This is a genomic window from Cupriavidus sp. 22TCCZM04-2 (assembly GCF_057798895.1).
In genome coordinates, this window is the sequence record NZ_JBYOJS010000011.1 from 88,702 (window position 1) to 106,790 (window position 18,089).

15 protein-coding genes are annotated in these 18,089 nt (G+C 64.1%); all 15 read left to right on the plus strand.

Features of this window, described 5'->3' with window-relative positions; all coding sequences use genetic code 11:
* Nucleotides 1-22: 22 nt before the first annotated feature.
* The 15 genes from AC3FKG_RS17480 (at nt 23) to AC3FKG_RS17550 (ending at nt 18,083) form a co-directional block, all read left to right on the plus strand.
* A complete protein-coding gene (locus AC3FKG_RS17480; protein WP_488743684.1) occupies nt 23-2,077 on the plus strand; it encodes a terminase gpA endonuclease subunit in 2,055 nt (684 codons plus the stop codon).
* A 76-nt stretch (nt 2,078-2,153) separates the two neighbouring features.
* A complete protein-coding gene (locus tag AC3FKG_RS17485; RefSeq protein ID WP_488743685.1) occupies nt 2,154-2,369 on the plus strand; it encodes a phage head-tail joining protein in 216 nt (71 codons plus the stop codon).
* Complete coding sequence (locus AC3FKG_RS17490; protein ID WP_488743686.1) at nt 2,366-3,886, plus strand: phage portal protein; 1,521 nt, start codon at nt 2,366-2,368, stop codon at nt 3,884-3,886. The genes AC3FKG_RS17485 and AC3FKG_RS17490 overlap by 4 nt, the downstream gene beginning before the upstream one ends.
* A complete protein-coding gene (locus tag AC3FKG_RS17495) occupies nt 3,883-4,080 on the plus strand; it encodes a hypothetical protein (RefSeq protein ID WP_488743687.1) in 198 nt (65 codons plus the stop codon). Before AC3FKG_RS17490 ends, AC3FKG_RS17495 begins: the two co-directional genes overlap by 4 nt.
* Before the next feature lie 56 nt (nt 4,081-4,136).
* Nucleotides 4,137-5,156 carry a head maturation protease, ClpP-related gene (locus AC3FKG_RS17500; protein WP_488743688.1) on the plus strand — a complete coding sequence of 340 codons (1,020 nt, stop codon included), beginning with the start codon at nt 4,137-4,139 and terminating at the stop codon, nt 5,154-5,156.
* An 11-nt stretch (nt 5,157-5,167) separates the two neighbouring features.
* On the plus strand, nt 5,168-5,521 hold the full coding sequence (locus AC3FKG_RS17505; RefSeq protein WP_488743689.1) for a head decoration protein: 354 nt from the start codon (nt 5,168-5,170) through the stop codon (nt 5,519-5,521).
* A gap of 33 nt (nt 5,522-5,554) precedes the next feature.
* Nucleotides 5,555-6,550, plus strand: a complete 996-nt coding sequence (locus AC3FKG_RS17510; RefSeq protein ID WP_488743690.1) for a major capsid protein — start codon at nt 5,555-5,557, stop codon at nt 6,548-6,550.
* 3 nt (nt 6,551-6,553) lie between these two features.
* A complete protein-coding gene (locus tag AC3FKG_RS17515; RefSeq protein WP_488743691.1) occupies nt 6,554-6,862 on the plus strand; it encodes a hypothetical protein in 309 nt (102 codons plus the stop codon).
* A complete protein-coding gene (locus tag AC3FKG_RS17520; protein ID WP_488743692.1) occupies nt 6,862-7,587 on the plus strand; it encodes a phage tail protein in 726 nt (241 codons plus the stop codon). Before AC3FKG_RS17515 ends, AC3FKG_RS17520 begins: the two co-directional genes overlap by 1 nt.
* On the plus strand, nt 7,580-8,032 hold the full coding sequence (locus AC3FKG_RS17525) for a hypothetical protein (protein WP_488743693.1): 453 nt from the start codon (nt 7,580-7,582) through the stop codon (nt 8,030-8,032). The genes AC3FKG_RS17520 and AC3FKG_RS17525 overlap by 8 nt, the downstream gene beginning before the upstream one ends.
* 82 nt (nt 8,033-8,114) lie before the next feature.
* A complete protein-coding gene (locus AC3FKG_RS17530; RefSeq protein WP_488743694.1) occupies nt 8,115-8,882 on the plus strand; it encodes a phage tail tube protein in 768 nt (255 codons plus the stop codon).
* A gap of 92 nt (nt 8,883-8,974) precedes the next feature.
* Nucleotides 8,975-12,787: a tape measure protein gene (locus tag AC3FKG_RS17535; protein ID WP_488743695.1), complete on the plus strand. Its 3,813-nt coding sequence runs from the start codon at nt 8,975-8,977 to the stop codon at nt 12,785-12,787.
* Entirely contained in the window at nt 12,784-13,182 is a 399-nt protein-coding gene (locus tag AC3FKG_RS17540) for a hypothetical protein (RefSeq protein WP_488743696.1), read from the plus strand. Before AC3FKG_RS17535 ends, AC3FKG_RS17540 begins: the two co-directional genes overlap by 4 nt.
* 3 nt (nt 13,183-13,185) lie before the next feature.
* The gene (locus AC3FKG_RS17545) at nt 13,186-16,848 is read left to right on the plus strand and encodes a hypothetical protein (protein ID WP_488743697.1); all 3,663 of its coding nucleotides are present in this window, start codon (nt 13,186-13,188) and stop codon (nt 16,846-16,848) included.
* A gap of 8 nt (nt 16,849-16,856) precedes the next feature.
* Nucleotides 16,857-18,083, plus strand: coding sequence for a hypothetical protein (locus AC3FKG_RS17550; RefSeq protein ID WP_488743698.1), 1,227 nt, complete (start codon nt 16,857-16,859; stop codon nt 18,081-18,083).
* Nucleotides 18,084-18,089 lie beyond the last annotated feature (6 nt).

The following is an 18,089-nucleotide window of genomic DNA, read 5'->3' on the forward strand; positions in this document are numbered from 1 at the left end:
TGCATTCCGTCCGCCAAAGCGCATGTCCGTGTCACAGGGCGCGGCCGAGAACCTGATCATCAAGCAGACCGGTGGGCCGGCTACAGCGTGGTCCGCGGCGGAGACGCCGTACATGGTCGAGCCGACCGATATGCTGGCGTCGCGCCGGCACGAGGCAGTGGTCTTCGTCGGCCCGGCGCGTACCGGTAAGACGGCATCGCTGATTCTCGGCTGGATGTCGCATGCGGTCGTGAACGATCCCGGCGACATGCTGCTGGTGTCCATGACGCAGGACAAGGCGCGCGAGCTGAGCAAGACGGACATTGACCGCGCGCTGCGACACAGCCCGAACCTGGCGGCGATGAAGTCCTCGTCCTCGCAGGACGACACCGTACACGACAAGCAGTTCAAGCATGGCATGTGGCTGCGCATCGCGTGGCCGACGATCTCGAACCTGTCGGGCTCGACGTACCGTTACGTCGGCTTCACCGATCTCGACCGCATGCCGGACGACGTTGACGGGGAGGGTCCACCGTTTCCCGCCGGCCTGAAGCGCACGACGACGTTCATGTCTCGCGGCATGGCGCTGGCTGAGTCGTCGCCGGGCCGGAATCTCGAAGACCCAAACTGGACGCCGGCCACCCCGCACGAGGCGCCGCCGACGAAAGGTATTCTCGGCCTGTATAACGGCTCGGATCGCCGCCGCTGGTACTGGAAGTGTCCGGACTGTGCCGAATGGTTCGAGGCTGAGCCCGGCCTGGGCCTGTTCCACCTGCCGCCGCTCGACCAGCTCGGGCCGATGGTGCGCGAGGGCGACATCAACGCGCTGGCGGACCAGTACAACCGGATCATCTGCCCGCACTGCGGCGCCATGCACGGGCCGGAGGTGAAGCCCGCGCTCAACCGCGGCGGACGATGGCTGGCCGAGGGGCAGCAACTCACTGCCGACGACGAGCTGGTGGGCGAAGCGATCGTCTCGGCGTCGGCCGGCTACTGGCTCGGCGGCGTGGCCGCGGCGTTCCAGTCGTGGAAGTCCCTGCTGCTGCGTTTCTTCACGGCGCTGCGCCAGTACGAGCTGAGCGGCGACGAGGAACCGCTGAAAAACACGGTCAACGTTGACCAGGGTATGCCGTATCTGTCGCGCCTATTGGCGGACGCAGCGCAGAACAACGCAGACCCGTCATCGCGTAGCGACAAGGATCTAACCAGGTACGTCGTGCCGGATGAGGCTCGGTGTCTCATGGCGTCAGTCGACGTGCAGGGCGGGGTCAATGCGCGCTTCGTCGTCCAGGTTCATGCCATCGGACCACACCTGGAGCAGTGGCTGGTCGACCGATACGAGATCAAAACGTCGATGCGCCCTGGCATGGGCGACGACTTCGCTCCTATCGACCCGGCCGCATACGCAGAGGACTGGGATGTACTCACGGAAAAGATCATCCGCGCCACCTACAAGACGAACCTGGTGGGGAAAGAGCTAGGCATCCGCATGACTATCGTCGACTCCGGCGGCGAGGATGGCGTCACCGACAAGGCTTACGACTGGTACCGCCGCATTCGTCTGCAGGGCTACGGCAACCGCGTGATGCTGGTCAAAGGCGCGTCCACAAAGACGGCGCCGATTATCCGCGAGTCGCTGGTGGGCGGAAAGGTGGGCAAAGAGGGGGACATACCGCTATACGTGCTGAACCCGAACCTCATGAAAGACGGGGTGTCGACCGGCCTGAAGCGCGCGAAGCCCGGCCCCGGCTACATCCATCTGCCGTCGTGGCTTTCGCCGGCGTTCTATGACGAGATGTTCCGGTCGGAGGTGCGGCTGCCGAACGGCGTGTGGTCGCAAATTCGAAAGCGCAACGAAGCATTCGACCTCGCTGCGTACATCCGTGCCGGCTGCCTGCGCCTGTCGCTCGACAAGCTGCTCGACTGGAGTGCCGCGCCATCGTGGGCTCGCCCACTGGCCGAAAACTCGGATCTGATCACCGTCGAGGATCGCCGCGAGATGCAGGACAACACGCCGGTACCGCAACCGGCCGCGCCAGCGCCCGTCGGCATGGCGCGCGGTGGTCGACGGACCAGCAGATCCAGTTACCTGCGCTGACGCGCGAAATCCGACCGCATACGTGATTTGAGGGGTGGCGCTGAGAATCGGCACTGCATCCATCCATAGGTCACCCATGCCGGTTACTCAATCCGACATTGACGCGCTGAACAGGGCAATCGCCGCGGGCGAGCGCCGGGTGACGCTCGGTAGTCAGAGCATCACCTACGCTTCGATCGCCGAGCTGATTCAGGCGCGCAACGACATGCAAACGCAGCTCGCTGCGCAGAACCCTGTGGCGCCGCGCCGGCGCACGCAAATGTATTACGGCGGTCGGGGGTACCAGCGATGAGAAACCCGTTCCGCAGCACCGTGCGCGCCATCTCGCGCGCCGCGCTTTCCGTCGTCGCGCAATTCGACGTGGGCGGCATGGGTCGCCGCATGGCCGGCTGGAAAGCCCCATCGACTGGCCCGAACCGCTCGACCACGCAGCAGCCGAAGGTGCGCGACCGTGCGCGCGACGCCGGCCGCAACGACTGGACCGCATCGGCAGGCGTACAGCGTTGGGTCACGAACATGATCGGCACCGGCATCGTGCCGCGTCCGAAGCGCATCAAAAACAAAGAGCAGAAGCAGAACGTCGTCGACCTGTGGGACCGCTGGTGCGCACAGTCTGACGCTGACGGCGTGCTGAACTTCTACGGGCAGGAGGCGCTGGCCGTCCGTTCATGGATTGAGTCGGGCGAAGTGTTCGCGCGCCTGCGCTGGCGCCGCAAGGGCTCAATGGAAGTGCCGCTACAGGTGCAGCTCATCGAGTCGGACTTCTGCCCGGTCAACTTCGACGCCGACACCTGGCCCGGCTTGCCGGTCGGAAACAAGATCCGCCAGGGTATCGAGTTGGACAAGGCTGGCACGCGGACCGCCTACTGGATCTATAAGGCGCATCCGACCGACTTCAGTGCGGCCAATGTCAACAGGTCGGATCTCATTCGCGTCCTCGCCGACGAGATCGTTCACGTATTCGAGCCGAAGCGCCCCGGGCAACTGCGCGGCGTGTCGGAGTTCGCCGCGGTGCTGGCCCGTTTGCGCAATGTGGCCGACTTCGACGATGCAGTGCTCGAACGCCAGAAGTTGGCGAACCTGTTCACGATGATCATCGAGAAGCAGGCGCCGACGGCCCCGGACGGCATCAACCCGCTGACGGGCAAGGCCACCGAGTACGAATCGGACGGCACCCCAGTGGCCGCGATGGAGCCGGGAATCTCGCAGGAGCTACTGCCCGGCGAGAAAGTGGTGTTCAGCAATCCCCCCGAGGCTGGCACGACCTACAGCGAGTACATGCGCACGCAGCACATCGCTACTGCCGCCGGCCAGGGCATCCCGTACGAACTGCTGGCGGGCGACATCATCAACGTCTCCGATCGCACGCTGCGCGTGGTGATTCAGGAGTTCCGCCGCTTCGTCGAGCAGCGCCAGTGGCACGTCGTCATCCCGATGTTCTGCCAGAAGGTGCGCGCGGCATGGGTCGACACCGCGGTGCTCGTAGGCGCCATCCCGGCGCTGATCGCTGACGACGCGAAGGCTGTCGAGTGGGCGCCGCACGGCTGGCAGTACATCCACCCAGTGCAGGACGTTCAGGGCAAGCAGATGGAAGTCGTCGCAGGCTTCCGCAGCCGTTCGAGCGTGATTGCCGAGCGCGGCGATGACCCCGAGCAGGTAGACGAAGAACGCGCGTCCGATAAGAAGCGCGAGGAAGAACTGGGGCTGCCGCCCATCTCGATGCCGAACGACCCGAAACAGCCCGCCGGCGACAACAGCGGTGGCACGGCCCCCGGCCAGTACCCCGACACCCAAAAGGCAAAGAAATGACCCTCGCTGAACTGCTCAATGAAGTGGTGAAGGGCGCCCCGGTGGCGCTTGTCGGCGGCATTCAGTGGCTCACCGGATTGTTGCCGAGCCTGCTGCTGTGGATCGCGTTCATCTACAACGCACTGCTTTTGTACGTCTTCATCCGCGACAAGCTGCGCCGTCGCACAAAGCCCGCTGACGACAGCGAAATCTAGCCGCAGGCGCGTTCGCCTGCAGATGCAGAGAATCCGCATCATCGAAAAGGATAGCCATGAAAGACTGGTACAAGATCATTGCAAAGGCCGCTGACCAGCCCGCACAAATCTCGGTGTTCGACGAGATCGGGGCGTGGGGTGTCAGCGCGAAGATGTTCATTGCCGACCTGAAGACGCTCGGCGACGTGAAGCTGATTCACATGGACATCAATTCGCCCGGCGGCTCGGTGTTCGACGCCCTGGCGATGTACAACGCGCTGCGTGCCACGGGTGCCGAGATCACCGTGAAGGTGCTCGGCGTGGCCGCGAGCGCCGCGAGCCTGCTGGCGATGGCTGGTGACAAGATCATCATGCCCGAGAACGCCTTCATGATGGTTCACAACCCCATCAACGGCGTGTACGGCAACGAGCACGACCTTCGGGACATGGCGGACGTGCTCCACAAGATCGGCGCCAGCCTGATCGGCACCTACGTAGCTCGCACCGGCCGCACCGAGGACGAGGTGAAGGCACTGCTCGACGCGGAAACCTGGCTGAGCGCGGCCGACGCCGTTGCTCAGGGCTTCGCTGACGAGATGGAGCCCGCTCTGAACGTCCAGGCGGTGTTCGATTACGACCGTCTCCCCGAGAACGTCCAGGCGCTGTTCAAGCCCGATGCGAAGGTCGTCGAGCCCCCGAAACAGCCCGTAGTGCCGCCGGTTATCGACAACAAGCCGACCGCCGCCCTGGCCGATCAGATCACCGCGCTCGCCACCGAGCACGGTCTGCAGGCGTACGCCGCCCACTGGGCGCTGCGAGCCGCGTCGCTCGATGCCGCGCGCCCGATGGTCGAGGCTGCCCGCGAGATCACCGCGCTGTGCGCCGTCGCAAAGCGTCCGGACGATGCGAAGGCGTTCATCGAGGCGAACACGTCCATCGAGAAAGTCCGCGAATCGCTGTGCGCCACTCTGGCTGCGCTGAGCGAGAACAACCCCGTCGACACCACGCCCCCTGTTTCCGGTTCGACCGCCAAGCCCGCGCAGCCCGAGGCGGTTTCGTCCACCAGCCTTTGGGCTGCGCGCAAACAAGCTAAGTAAGGAGAGCAAACATGCCTCAAGTGTTCAACGAAGGCTTGCACACGGCCGAATTCCTGCTGATGGAGGCAGATGGTGCCTACAGCCGTGAGCAAGTCACCATCGCCGCTGCCGCCGGCGCCATGCCGTCCGGGCAACTGCTCGGCAAGATCACCGCGTCCGGCAAATACGTCGCCTATGCCGACGGTGCAACGGACGGTTCGCAGGTTGCCGTGGCGATTCTGTACACCCCAGTGCCGGATCTGACTGTCGACCAAAAGGCGACCGTCATCGCTCGTCTCGCTGAGGTGTATTCGCCCGCGCTCACCGGCTTGGACACCCCTGCTCGCGCCGACCTGGCTGCAGCCGGCATCGTTGTCCGCGACTAAGCGGAAACCCCACTCACATATCAGGAGATCCGCATGCCGGCACTCGATATTTTCAACAACGACGCCTTTTCGCTGACTTCGCTCACGAAGGCGATCAATGACGCCCCGTACCAGCCGAAGCGAATCCAGCAACTGGGTTACTTCGCCGAGGAAGGCGTGGCTACCACTTCGATGATGATCGAGCGTGAAGGCACGACTATCAGCCTGGTGCCGTCGGCATCCCGTGGCGCCCCGGGCTCAAACACCCCGCGTGAAAAGCGCAAGCTGGTGTCGGTTCCGTCCATTCACCTGCCGCAGCGCGACACCATCCGCGCCGACGAAGTGCAGAACGTTCGTGCGTTCGGCAGCGAGACGGAAGAAATGGTCGTCCAGACCCTGGTGAACAAGCGCCTCACCAAGATGCGCCGGAACATGGACACCACGCTCGAATATCAGCGCATGGGCGCGATCAAAGGCCAGGTGCTGGACTCGGACGGCTCGGTGCTGCTCGACCTGTTCCAGACCTTCGGCGTGAGCAAGACCGCGATTGCCCTGGCTCTGAACGTCGACGCGACGAAGCTGCGCTCAAAGCTGGTGGGTGTGAAGCGCACCGTCGAAGACAAGCTCGGCGCAATGGAGTATTCGAGCCTGCGCGTGCTGTGCTCGGCGTCGTTCTTCGATGCGTTCGTCGACCACCCGGCCGTCGTACGCGTGTGGGACAACTTCCAGGACCGCCAAGCACTGGGCGAGGATCTGCGCGGCGGCTTCCGCTTCGCCGGAATCTTCTTTGAAGAATACCGCGGCAAGGTCGGCGGCACGGACTTCATTGCCGACGGCAAAGCGTACCTGGTGCCGGAAGGCGTGCCCGAGTTGTTCTCCACCACGTTCGTTCCGGCGGACTACATGGAGACGGTCAACACGATCGGCCTGCCGTACTACGCCAAGCAGGAAATTCTGGACTTCAACAAGGGTGTGGAAGTGGAGGCTCAATCGAACCCCATTCACCTCTGCACCCGTCCGGAAGCCATCGTCGAGCTGTCGATCAGCTAAGCCGTGGCACTGAGTGCGTTCCAACGCCTCGCTGACCGCATCCTCGCTCGATTGGGTGAGGATGCGGTTTTGCGTAATGGCGAGCCCTGCCGGGTCAACATCGAGCGCAACGTCGAAGTCTCGGGCTCCGACGGGCTCGTCTACGTCCGCACCGTGGCTACGCTGCAGCGCGCGCTGGCCGCGCGCAAGGGTGACCACCTGGCGCTCGTCGACACCAACGGTAATCCGATCTCGGGCGAGTCCTACGTCGTCGACGGTCCGGCGTTCGAGGACAACGGGCAGACGGCGCGCTACGTTCTGCGGAGCGCCTGATGGCTGGCCGCTCCGGCTTCTCGGTCACGGTTGAAACCGCCACGCTGCAGGAGGTGGCGGATTCGCTGTCGCACCTGGACGACGAAAGGCTCGGCCGCGCCGCCATGACGGCCGTCAATACGGTTACTCAGAAGGCGTACACCGACGCGCGCGAGAAAATGAACGCGGGCATCAACCTGTCCGACAGTTATCTCGACGAGCGCATGTCGTTCGAGCCGGCCACCGAGCCGGGGAAGCCGACGGCGCGCATCACCGCGCGGTACCGGCACACCACGCTCACGTCATACGGCGCGCAGCAGATGACGCGTGTCGTCAAGTACCCGAATGACTCGTTCAAGGCGGGCGCGATGGGTAAAAACCCGCGCAAGGCGGGGAGCCTACTGCCGTGGAAGGCCCGCATCGGTAACGAGGCACTAGGCATCCCGGTCGGCATGAAGCAAGACGGCGTGTCTGTCGAAATCACGCGCGGAGCCCGCAAGCCGATCAGCAGCGTGCAGTCCTTCTTTATCCGCGGCCGGAACGGAAACTTGCTCGTGATGACGCGCAAGCCCGGCACCAGCGGGAAGAAGCGCGGCGATCTGAAGGCGCTGTACGGGCCGTCGGTCTACCAGCTATTCCGCGCCGCGCTCGACGAGAAGTTCCTGAACGACGTGGCCGCGCGCCTCGGTTCGACCGTGGCCGCACTCACCGCTGACGAACTACGAAAGGCACTCGGAAATGAGTAAAGCAAGCGACATCGCAGGCGTCCTCGCCGCGCGCCTGGCCGCGATCACCGTGGCAAATGGCTATTCCACCGACATCGGCACGCGTGTGTTCCGCGGCAAGCGTGCAGTGGGCGAGGACGACGTGCCGTGCGTAATCCTCGTCGAAGGGAACGACACCGTGCAGGACAGCGCGCTGACCGCCGCGTCGCTGAGCCAGCGGTACCAGTTCGAGGCGCACGTCAAATGCGACCCGGACCACCCGAACGATGCAGCGCACCTGGTCATCGCGGACCTGAAGCGCGCGGTGTTCGCCGGTGAGCCGAAGCACGGGAGGCGCCTGGACGGCCACGCGATGGGCCTGACCTACAAGGGGCGCGTGATCGGAGCACGAGACGACGGCATCGACATCGTGTTCGCCGGCATCCACGTCGACGTGCTCTACACCGAGGATCTGACGAACCCCTAAGCGAAATTCATCCGCAGGCACTGCCAGCGGCAGCCCGCCACACTGCCGACGGTGCCAGTGCTGGCAAATCTAGGAGAAAGCTATGACCGCAGCCCGCGGCTTTATCGGTGCTGGCGACCTTTACATCGCCCGCTACAACCCCACAACCGCTCAATTCGACGCATTCAAAGGCCCGTATGAAGCGTCGAAATTCGAGATCAAGCCGTCGACCGACCTGAAGGACAACACGTCCCGCGGCCGGGCCAGCTACGGCCAGATCCTCGAAACCGTCGCTCTGCCGAAGCCGACGGAATTCACGCTCGAACTGGCCGAAGTCAACCGCGAATCGCTGGCGACCGCGCTGCTCGGTACCGACGTTGACGTGAACCGCGCCGCCGGCACGATCACCGACGAGGCGATCACTGCCAAGCTGAACGGGTGGGTCGAGCTGTCGAAGAACAACTTTGCGGCGACCGGCTTCCTTGTGAAGAACACGGCTGGCAGCACGACCTATGTGCTCGACACCGACTACGAAGTGAACTGGCGCATGGGCTGGATTCGCGCCAAGGTCGGCGGCGCCATTACCGACGGCCAGGCGCTGAAGGTGACGGGCTCCTACAACGCCGTGACCGGCTCGCTGATCCGCGGCTCGACGAACCCGATGGTGCGCGCTCGCCTGCGCCTGGACGGCATCAACTTCGCCGACCAGCTTCCGGTGATCGTCGACGTGTACGAGGCGGTCATCGCGTCCAACAGCGCGTTCGACTTCCTGCAGAACGACTTCGCAAAAGTCACCATGCCGGGCCGTCTCAAGACGCCGGTGGGCAAGAGCGAGCCGTTCACCGTCGAACTGCGCGACAACGCGTCCTAAACGGCGTAGCGCCGCCCGGGGCATTCGTCCCGGGTGCCGGGGGAGGGCGCTGACGCTCCCCCGACATCACCTCACGTCTCGCGCAGGCCCACATGGCAAATAACGACCGCGATGTTTCCCTACAGGTTACTGCCTCGACGGTCGGCGCCGAGAGCATCCGTAACCTCGCAAAAGATGTTCACGACCTTGCCAAGCAGGGCGGGGACGCTGCACCCGAATTCAAGCGCCTGGGCGACGAGCTGGACAAGCTGGCCGAACAAGGCGACGCCATTGACACCTTCACGCGGATGAAGGATGCAGTCGACGCTCTTGCCGTCGACCAGCAGAAGGCGAAGGAGTCCTCGGCCGCGCTCGCCAAGGAACTGACCGACCTTTCGGGCACCACGGCGAAGTTCGAGCAGACCGAGACGGAAGCCCGTGAGGCACTGCGTGCGTCGCAGCGCGAGCTGGCCGACAAGAAACTCGCGCTCGAAAACCTGAAGCTGTCGACCGATGACGCGTCGAAGACCGAGGCTGAATATAAGCTGAAGGTTCAGGAACTGCGCCTGGCGATCAACGATGCCAAGCAGACCATCCTCGACCGGAAGGACGCGCTGAGCGCCGCGCAGCAGGCCACGAAGGCCGCTGCCGATGCCGAGGATGATTTGTCCGCGCGGTCGAAGCTCGCCAACAAGGAAGTCGAGGCTGCCAGCCGGGAGCTAACGCGCCGCACCGCCGCGATGAACGAGTCGCGCGAGGCGATGCAGGCTGCCGGTATCGCCACCGAAAACGTTGCGGAAGCGCAGGCTGAACTGGGCCGGGCGTATGTGAAGGCGACCGAGGACGTTGCCGCGCTGAACGCCGCGCTGCTGGAACAAGCGCGCGTCGCCGAAGCCGCTGCCGAGCAGAAGAAGGCTGCGTTCGCGGAAGAAGACCGCCTGGCGCGCATCCAGCAGAACCGCCAGTACGAACTGGGCCGGGCTGCCCGTGAGCAGTTGGAGATGGAGCGCCAGCAGTATGCGGAAGCGTCCGCTGCTGCCAAAAAGGCGTCCGAAGAAAAGATCGCGGCCGAGCAGCGGTACCAGCAGTTCGCACAGTCAGCGGCGCAGGCTCGCAAGGCGCTCGACGATGCGTTCGCCGTGACTGGCGTCAAGTCGGCGCAGTCGGTGCGCATCGAGATCGACCGGATCAACGGTGCGCTTCACGCGCTGGCGAACGACGCATCGGTGTCGGGCGCGGAGTTCGATCGGGCGTTCGCCGCCGGTCAGAAGCGCATCGAGGCGCTGAAGAACTCCCTGAATGACGCTGGCGAAGCAGCACAGAGAACGTCGACGGCCGGACGTTTGGTGTCCAGCATGCTCGGCCAACTGGCCGGAGCCTACGGCGCATTCGAGCTGTCGAAAAAGTTCCTCGACGCGAACGTGCAGTTGGAGTCGATGCGCCGCACCCTGGCGATCACGACCGGCAGTATCCAGGAGGCAGCGCGTCAGATCGAGTTCCTGCGCAAGACGGCCAACGATTCCGGCATCGCCATCGGCGAGATCAGCGAGAGTTACAAGCGGTTCTCGGTGTCGATGCAGCAGGCCGGCATCTCCGCGCAGACAACCGAAGCGGTATTCGCGGCAGTCACTCGTGCAACAGGTCTGATGGGGCAGGGTAGCGAGCGCGCGGCGCTGGCTCTCGAAGCACTCTCTCAGATGGCGGGCAAGGGCACCGTCTCGATGGAGGAACTGCGGCAGCAGCTCGGCGATTCGCTCCCGGGCGCGCTGAAGGTCGCTGCCGACGGCATGGGCCTGTCGGTCAAGCAATTAACGAAGATGACCGAAGCCGGGCAGATTATGGCAGCCGACATGCTGCCCGCCCTGGCGGACCAGCTCACGAAGACTATCGCCAAGGGTACCGATCAAGTCGAGGGCTTCGGCGCATCGTGGGCACGGTTCAAGAACCTGATGACCGAGGCGTCGACGACCATCGGCGATACCGGTGCGCTGAACGTGCTCACCGCGGCGCTACGTGCGGCCGGTGTCGTGGTCGGTTCGGTAGCGATGGGCGTCTCGACGACGCTTGACGTGGTGTTCACGGGCGTGAAGCAACTCGCTACGCTCACTGCCGGCGTCGTGCATGGCGACCTGAAGGGTGCCGTCGCCGAGTCCGGCGTGCTTTTCGATCAAATGATCGACCGCCAGGCAAAGCTAGGGCGCTCAATCCAGGAGATGGCCGGCGCCGGTGAAAAGGGCGCCGCTGCTCAACGCACGGCCGGCCAGGCGGCGCAGCAGTCCGCGTCTCAGGCGCAGGCGGCTACGGGAGGGATCAACGCCAACGCACAGGCACACGGGGCTGCCGCTGCTGCGGCAACGAGCAACGCGCAGGCGCAAGGCTCGGCGGGCGCTGCCTCGACTGCCGCGGGCAATCAGGCTGGTGGCGCCACGCAGGGCTGGTACGCGATCCAGGCTGCGTACATCGACGTCAACAAGCAGGCTGAAGCGAACACGCTGATCGCGGAGAAGCTGTCGCAGGCAAAGAAGCACGAGGGCGAGGCGACCGTCGCGCTGGCGAACGTCGCTGGCAATGAGATCGAGATGCGCCAGGCTGCCGTACGCGCCGCACAAGGCGACGAGCAGGCGCTGCGCACGCTCGCCCTTGCGCGCCAGCAGGAGGTGATCTACCTGAAGGCGCAGGCCGAGTCGCTGATCATCGCCGCCGGGGGATCGGAGAAGCTGCGGGACGACCAGAAGGAACAGCTCAAAACCCTGACCGATCTGATCGACAAAAAGACAGCCGAGGCTGAACGGTCCAAGGTCGCTGCGGATCAGGCGCAGGTCGAGACGGTCGCCCGCCGCGCCGCTGCGGAGACGTACAAGGACAACGCCGATCGCCTGGCCGAACTGAAGACCAATGCCGAGGCTGCATCGGCGCAACTCACGCGGCTTAACGCTCAGCACGCCGCAACGGCCGAGCAGCAAGCGCAAGTAGCTCGCGCTCAGCAGGAGGCAGCATTCGCCGAGGGTCTGTACCGCGACGCCTTGCGCGACACTGCCGCCGCGGCTGAGCGAAAGATCGCCGTCATCCGCGAGAACGCATTCGAGACGGACGTAGCCACGCGCGCCAGCCTGGCCTTTTACAAGACGCAGGAGCAAGAGGCGACGATGTACGGGCGCACCCTGGAGGCGCAGGCCGCGCAGATCCGGCAGAAGCAGATCCAGATCGAGACGGTGCGAAACCACATCTCCGCCGTCGAGCAGGAGACGAAGGCGAGTATCGCTTCGGCAGAAGCCGATCGCGCCGCACTGGACGCGTCCGGCCAACTGACCCCGGCCAAGCAGCAGGAGATCGAGCTGCGCATCCGCAACGCACAGGCGAAGCTGCAGGAGGCGCAGGCTGGCGAGCAGCAGGTCCGCCAGTTGCAGAACGAGATCGACGCCATCCGCATGCGCAACGACGCCTCGCAGGAGAGCGTGCGCGCCAGCCAAGCGGGCGCTACGGGCGGCGCCGGCGGGGCGGCCGGTGGGCGGCGCGGGCTCGAAGCCTCGCAGAACGATGCCCTGATGTCCCTGGTCGACAAGCAGACCCGCGGCACGCTCGGCGCCGATGACCTGAAGACGGCGCAGGCCGCGTTCGATGCGGCGAATTTCAACCGCAATGTCATGCAGAAGTACAGCGGTCAGGCGGCTTATAGCTTTGACGGCATCCGCAGCATTGAGACTGCGTACAACCAGGCACGCAACGTCCTCGAAGCCGTTCAAAAGCTGCAGGCGAAGCCGAACGCCCCCGGTAACACCCGGGACAAGGTGGCAGGCGTCAAGACGGTCAACATCAACCTGAACGGGAAGTCTACCCCGGTCAATGTCGCATCGGATGCTGATGCCGAGAACCTGACTGGCGTGATGCGGCAACTCGAATCCTTCTCGGGGAGGTCCAACACATGAGCATCACCCTGGCGGTCGGCACGACGGTCGTCGCACTGAGCCCCGATCTGTACTGGTCGGACGAGAACAACTGGGCGCCGGTCGAGCAGACGGCGCAGCGGACCATCACCGGGGCGCTCATCGTCAGCGCGGCGACGCGCCAGGGCGGGCGACCGATCACCCTCGAACCGTCGGACGACGAGAGCGGCTGGATGACCCGGGCGGTCCTTGACCAACTGCGAAATTGGGCCGCAGTCGCCGGGCAGCAACTCACTCTTACACTTCGCGGGCAAGACCACACGGTGATCTTCCGCCATCACGACGGCGCCGGTATCGAGGCGCACCCAGTCGTGCATTACAGCGATGTGGTCGACGGGGATTTCTACCTCGTGACCGTGCGGCTCATGGAGATTTGACGAATGACCAGTTCCATCACCTCGAACAGCATCAAGCTCATGAAAAGCGAAGTGCTGCTCGACACCGACAACGGGGGCGGCAAGATCACCGCAAACGAGGTGGTCGACGGTGTGTCCAACAACCTGTTCCCGGACGTGTCGGAGCTGGATCGCACCTACGGCCGGATCGGCCTGCGCAAGAGCTTTGCATCTGTCAACACGACGACAACGGACTCGTATCTCGGTGCCCACGCCATCGTGCTGAAGCAGCCGGACGACCCCAACGTGTCGATCACGATGTTCACCACGAAGTCCTGGACGGACCAGCGCGTCGCCGCGGCGAACAACATCCAGTCGTACCTGGCGAAGTCGGTGAAGTGGCCCGGTCAGGTGCTTGGGGTCCAGCTCGCCGGCCAGCGGTCGGTGCAGTTGCTGCTGCGCGTGGGTGATGCACTGCCGAAGGTCGGCCAGTCGCTGGTGCTGATCCAGAACGAAGGGCTCGGTACCGAATTCAGCCAGTTCGTTCGCGTGCAGAACGTAGCCACGCAGACGCGCCAGTTCACAGTGCTTGTTGGCGGGCAGTCGGTGACCTTCACGGGTGTCATGGTGACGCTGACGATCTCGGCGCAACTGCAGTACACCTTCACCGGTCCAGACCCGTCCCCGCTCGATCTCGGCTCGTCCGCCGGAGCCATCTGCCGCGACACGCAGGTAGCAAATGCCGCCAACTACTATGGCGTCGCCGACTTGATCGCCAACGTGGCGCCTGGAGACATCGCCGTCCAGGCCAAAAGCATCTATTCGCAGCTCGTGCCGAGCGCGCAGTCGCAGACGCCGCTGACGAACCTGTCGGCCGCGGGTACGACGAACCCGGCGGTGCAGTCCGGCCAGGCGAATCAGACCTTGAGCGGGGTGCTGTCGGGCCCGAGCTACGTGTATGTGCCGACATCGATCGTGCCGGGTACCTGGACGCTCGGGCCATACTCGGACGACAAGCAGGGCAACGTCATCGTTACGTCCTCCGGCACGGTTGTGGGTACGATCAGCTACGCCACCAACACGGTGCAGTTCACGCAGACCCCGAGCACCGGCACGCTCACGATGTCGTGGATGCCAGCCGGCGTCCCGATCCTGCCGCAGAACACCGCTTCCATTGACATCAACCAGACCAACCGCGTCAATGTGTTCGTGATGACGCTGATTCCGAGCCCGTCCCCGCGCCGGCTCCAGGTCAGCTATATGTCGCAGGGTAACTGGTACACGATGCAGGATCAGGGCGGTGGCAGCACCGGCTCGATCAAGGCGTCGGACCCGAGCATCGGCGCCGGCACCATCGTGTACGCCACCGGCACGGTGACGATCACGCTCGGCAGCCTGCCGGACGATGCCAGCTCGATCCTGTTCTCATGGGCGAGCCCGGCCAACGTGTTCAATCGCTCGAACACCACGCCGCCGAACCCCTACGTCGAGTTCACGATCACGCCGCCGGCCGGGCAGCAGCTCGTGCAATCGGGCCTGACGATCACCTGGCCGAAGTTGCCGAGCGGTACCAATACCGCCACGCTCGATCCGGCCACGCAGACCTTTTCTGGTGACGGCACCGGCTACGCCCGTTGGGCGAACGGTCAGTACCTTCTGCGGATGGCGCCGAACAGCATCCCGGCTGCCGGCACGGTGTTCACGGCGAACTACAACCTCGGTACGAAGAAGACCGCGCACTTCAACGCGCCGCTGCGCGATGGATCGGGCAACTTGAGTGTGTCGTTGCCGGACACGAACGTGGTCGCCGGCACGGTGAAGGCGACCTGGAATGTCTTGATCAACGACTACTCGCTGATCTCGAATATCCCGGCGCAGATGCAGTATTTCCGCACCGACCCGTACATCACGGCGCAGGACAATGGTGCCGGCGTGCTGAAGCGCTACAACGGCGACGGCACGAGCACAACGGTCACCAACGGCGCGGTGAACTACGTCGCCGGCACCGTTACGTTCAAGCCTGACGTGATCGTGAAGATCGCGCAGCCGCTGTTTCAGTCGAACCTGATCGGCTACATGAAGAATGCTAACGGTATCGGCATTGATCGTAGCGATCCGGTGTACCAGAACACGCTGCAGGGCATCCAGTATTACGACGCGGCAGCGACCTACCCGAACGACACGACGGGCTCGGTTGATGTCGAGTACATGACCACCTCCGGCTCAGCCACGCAGCAGACGGCCACGATGAGCCAGTGGGGGCTCAACCTCATGTACCAGTACGCCGAGGCACTGGTGCCGGGGTCGACCATGTTCACCTGGGGCGGAAAGACCTACTACGACGACCTGGTAGGCAATCTGTACATGGATTTCAACCCGCTGACGAACGCGGGCACTCTTGCAGGCTCGATCAACTACAGCACAGGTTTCGCCATCATCACGCAGTGGAACGCTGGCGGCTCGAACGCGCTGTCGCTGAAGTCAATGCTGACCACGCAGGGTAACGTGCCGGTCGACTTCGCGTCGTTCCGCATTCCGGCCGCACCAGTGGTGCCCGGGTCGCTGCAGATTCAGTTCTCCCCGGTTACCGGCGGATCGGTATCGGTCACGGCCAACGCCGACGGTACGATCAGCGGTACCAATGTTATCGGCGCAGTCAACTATCAGACGGGTGTTGTGAACTTGCGGTTCGGCAAGATGGTCACCGCGGCCGGCAACGAATCGCAGGTCTGGTACAACGCCGCCGCAGTCACGGCAGACGGAAAAATCTTCAAGCCGTACCCGGCGTTCGCATCAACCATCGTGTTCAACGCGGTGGCGTATAGCTACCTGCCGCTCGATGCGTCGATCCTCGGCCTGGACCCGGTGCGCCTGCCTACCGACGGCCGGGTACCTATTTTCCAGAAGGGCTACGTCGTCGTTGTCCACCATACCGCGAAGCAGGCTGTCACGCCCGCGAACGGGCTGACCGTCGACGTTGGCCGGGTGCGCGTCGCTGCGATGCGCGTGGTCGACTCGTCGAATCCCCCGGTGGTGATGGACCCGACGATGTACACGACGAACCTGGACGCCGGCACGCTGACGTTCGGCCCGACAGTGAGCACGACTGGCATGACCGGCACGATCTACGTCGAGAACCGTGTCGAAGACATGGCGATGGCGTCCGACGTGCAGATCACCGGCCGCATCGCGCTGACAAAGCAACTGACGCACACATACCCCGCCAACGAGGCGAAGGTCAGCTCGGCGCTCATCATGGGCGACCTGCAGGCGCGCATGTCGCTCTCGTTCGCACAGACGACGTGGGCGAATTTGTTTGCGGATGTGGTGAGCGGTGGCAGCCCGTCCAGCAACTACAACTTCGCCAGCTTCCCGCTGCAGGTGACGGACCAGTCGGCGATTCAGGAGAGGTGGGCACTGGTATTCACCAGCTCGACGAGCTTCAACATCATCGGCGAGGCGGTGGGCAACATCGGCACCGGAACGATCAACGCCGACACGTTCCCGACCAACCCTGCGACCGGTCAACCGTACTTCACGATAAAGCAGGGCGGATGGGGTGGTGGGTGGGCTATCGGCAACGTGCTGCGTTTCAACACGGCTGCCGCCAACTACCCTCTCTGGCTCGCCCGAACGGTATTGCAGTCGACCGCTACCGGACAGAGTGATTCGTTCCGCCTGCAGATCCGCGGCGACATCGACGCATAAGAGGACACATGGCAAGCGTATATCCGAAACTTTTTACTTCGCAGGACTACGGTGCTCCGACGCTGAGCGCCACGGCCGGCTCGCTGGTCGCACTGCTCGATGCCTGTCTCAAGGACGGCTACGGCAGCCGGTCGCTGAGCGCCATTGCCGTGACCGGAACGACCGCGCAGGCCACGGTGGGTACCGGGCACGGCCTGATGCCAGGTCAGGTGATCCTGATCTCCGGCGCCAACGAGAGCCAGTTCAACAACGAGTTCAAGATCACGGCCATCGGCCAGAACACGGTGACGTTCACCGTACCGGCCGGCACGCCCGCCAGTGCGACGGGAACGATCTCGTTCAAGATGGCGCCGCTGGGCTGGAACAAGGTGTTCTCCGGCACCAACAAGGCGGTGTACCGCACGACGGCGACGATCAACACCGTGGGCCTGTACCTGCGTGTCGACGACACGGCCAACGTACTAGGGTTCGCCAGTCGTTGCGCGCAAGTGACCGCCTACGAGCTGATGACCGACGTGGACACTGGTTTCTACGCGGTGCCACGCGCGACGCAGAACGTGCTGAACTGGCCCAAGTCGGATGGCGCGGCGGCCAACGGTGGGCTGCGCAACTGGGCGATTTACGGTGACGACCGATTCTTCTATTTCTGGGTCAACCCTTGCTCGGTGCAGACCCTGACGTTGAATGGGGTCACTATGGGTTTCGGTGACCTCGATGCGCAGCAGACCATCGACGGTTACGGGGCGATTCTCGCCGGTGCGAACGTCGACATCACCTCGGGGGCTACGATCTATAGCGGGGACTTGGGTAACTCGTTTATCGGGAATAGCGCCGTCTATCTGCCGCGCCCTCCGAATGGCATCGGCTCGCCCCAATCCTCGAACCACTTCGCCCTGGGGATGATTAATGCCTCGATTTCCGGCAACCTGGGCGGAGGCAGCCTCGGAGTTAACTGGCCCGACGCCTGTAGTGGGGGTGCCTTCCTGCAGAACGTGGTGGTTATTGCAGGCGGCGGCACGCGAGGTTGGTTGCCAGGCATGTACCACATCCTGCAAAACATGCCGATGGGCAGCGTGACAAACGCGGTCATGACGAATCTGCAGCAGATCGACGGCATGCGCCAACTGGTGGGGAAGAAGCTCGCCTTCCTGTCGGCGGGCAGTCCCAACGGGGCCACCTGGATCGGCTGCGGGTATTTCTTCGATCTGACCGGCCCGATCCGGTCGTTCAACTGAGCGAAC

Excerpts from the sequence above, each read along its gene's own strand:
- AC3FKG_RS17480 (WP_488743684.1), top strand. The coding sequence starts at position 23 with ATGTCCGTGTCACAGGGCGCGGCCGAGAACCTGATCATCAAGCAGACC.
- AC3FKG_RS17485 (WP_488743685.1), top strand. The coding sequence starts at position 2,154 with ATGCCGGTTACTCAATCCGACATTGACGCGCTGAACAGGGCAATCGCC.
- AC3FKG_RS17490 (WP_488743686.1), top strand. The coding sequence starts at position 2,366 with ATGAGAAACCCGTTCCGCAGCACCGTGCGCGCCATCTCGCGCGCCGCG.
- AC3FKG_RS17495 (WP_488743687.1), top strand. The coding sequence starts at position 3,883 with ATGACCCTCGCTGAACTGCTCAATGAAGTGGTGAAGGGCGCCCCGGTG.
- AC3FKG_RS17500 (WP_488743688.1), top strand. The coding sequence starts at position 4,137 with ATGAAAGACTGGTACAAGATCATTGCAAAGGCCGCTGACCAGCCCGCA.
- AC3FKG_RS17505 (WP_488743689.1), top strand. The coding sequence starts at position 5,168 with ATGCCTCAAGTGTTCAACGAAGGCTTGCACACGGCCGAATTCCTGCTG.
- AC3FKG_RS17510 (WP_488743690.1), top strand. The coding sequence starts at position 5,555 with ATGCCGGCACTCGATATTTTCAACAACGACGCCTTTTCGCTGACTTCG.
- AC3FKG_RS17520 (WP_488743692.1), top strand. The coding sequence starts at position 6,862 with ATGGCTGGCCGCTCCGGCTTCTCGGTCACGGTTGAAACCGCCACGCTG.
- AC3FKG_RS17525 (WP_488743693.1), top strand. The coding sequence starts at position 7,580 with ATGAGTAAAGCAAGCGACATCGCAGGCGTCCTCGCCGCGCGCCTGGCC.
- AC3FKG_RS17530 (WP_488743694.1), top strand. The coding sequence starts at position 8,115 with ATGACCGCAGCCCGCGGCTTTATCGGTGCTGGCGACCTTTACATCGCC.
- AC3FKG_RS17535 (WP_488743695.1), top strand. The coding sequence starts at position 8,975 with ATGGCAAATAACGACCGCGATGTTTCCCTACAGGTTACTGCCTCGACG.
- AC3FKG_RS17540 (WP_488743696.1), top strand. The coding sequence starts at position 12,784 with ATGAGCATCACCCTGGCGGTCGGCACGACGGTCGTCGCACTGAGCCCC.
- AC3FKG_RS17545 (WP_488743697.1), top strand. The coding sequence starts at position 13,186 with ATGACCAGTTCCATCACCTCGAACAGCATCAAGCTCATGAAAAGCGAA.
- AC3FKG_RS17550 (WP_488743698.1), top strand. The coding sequence starts at position 16,857 with ATGGCAAGCGTATATCCGAAACTTTTTACTTCGCAGGACTACGGTGCT.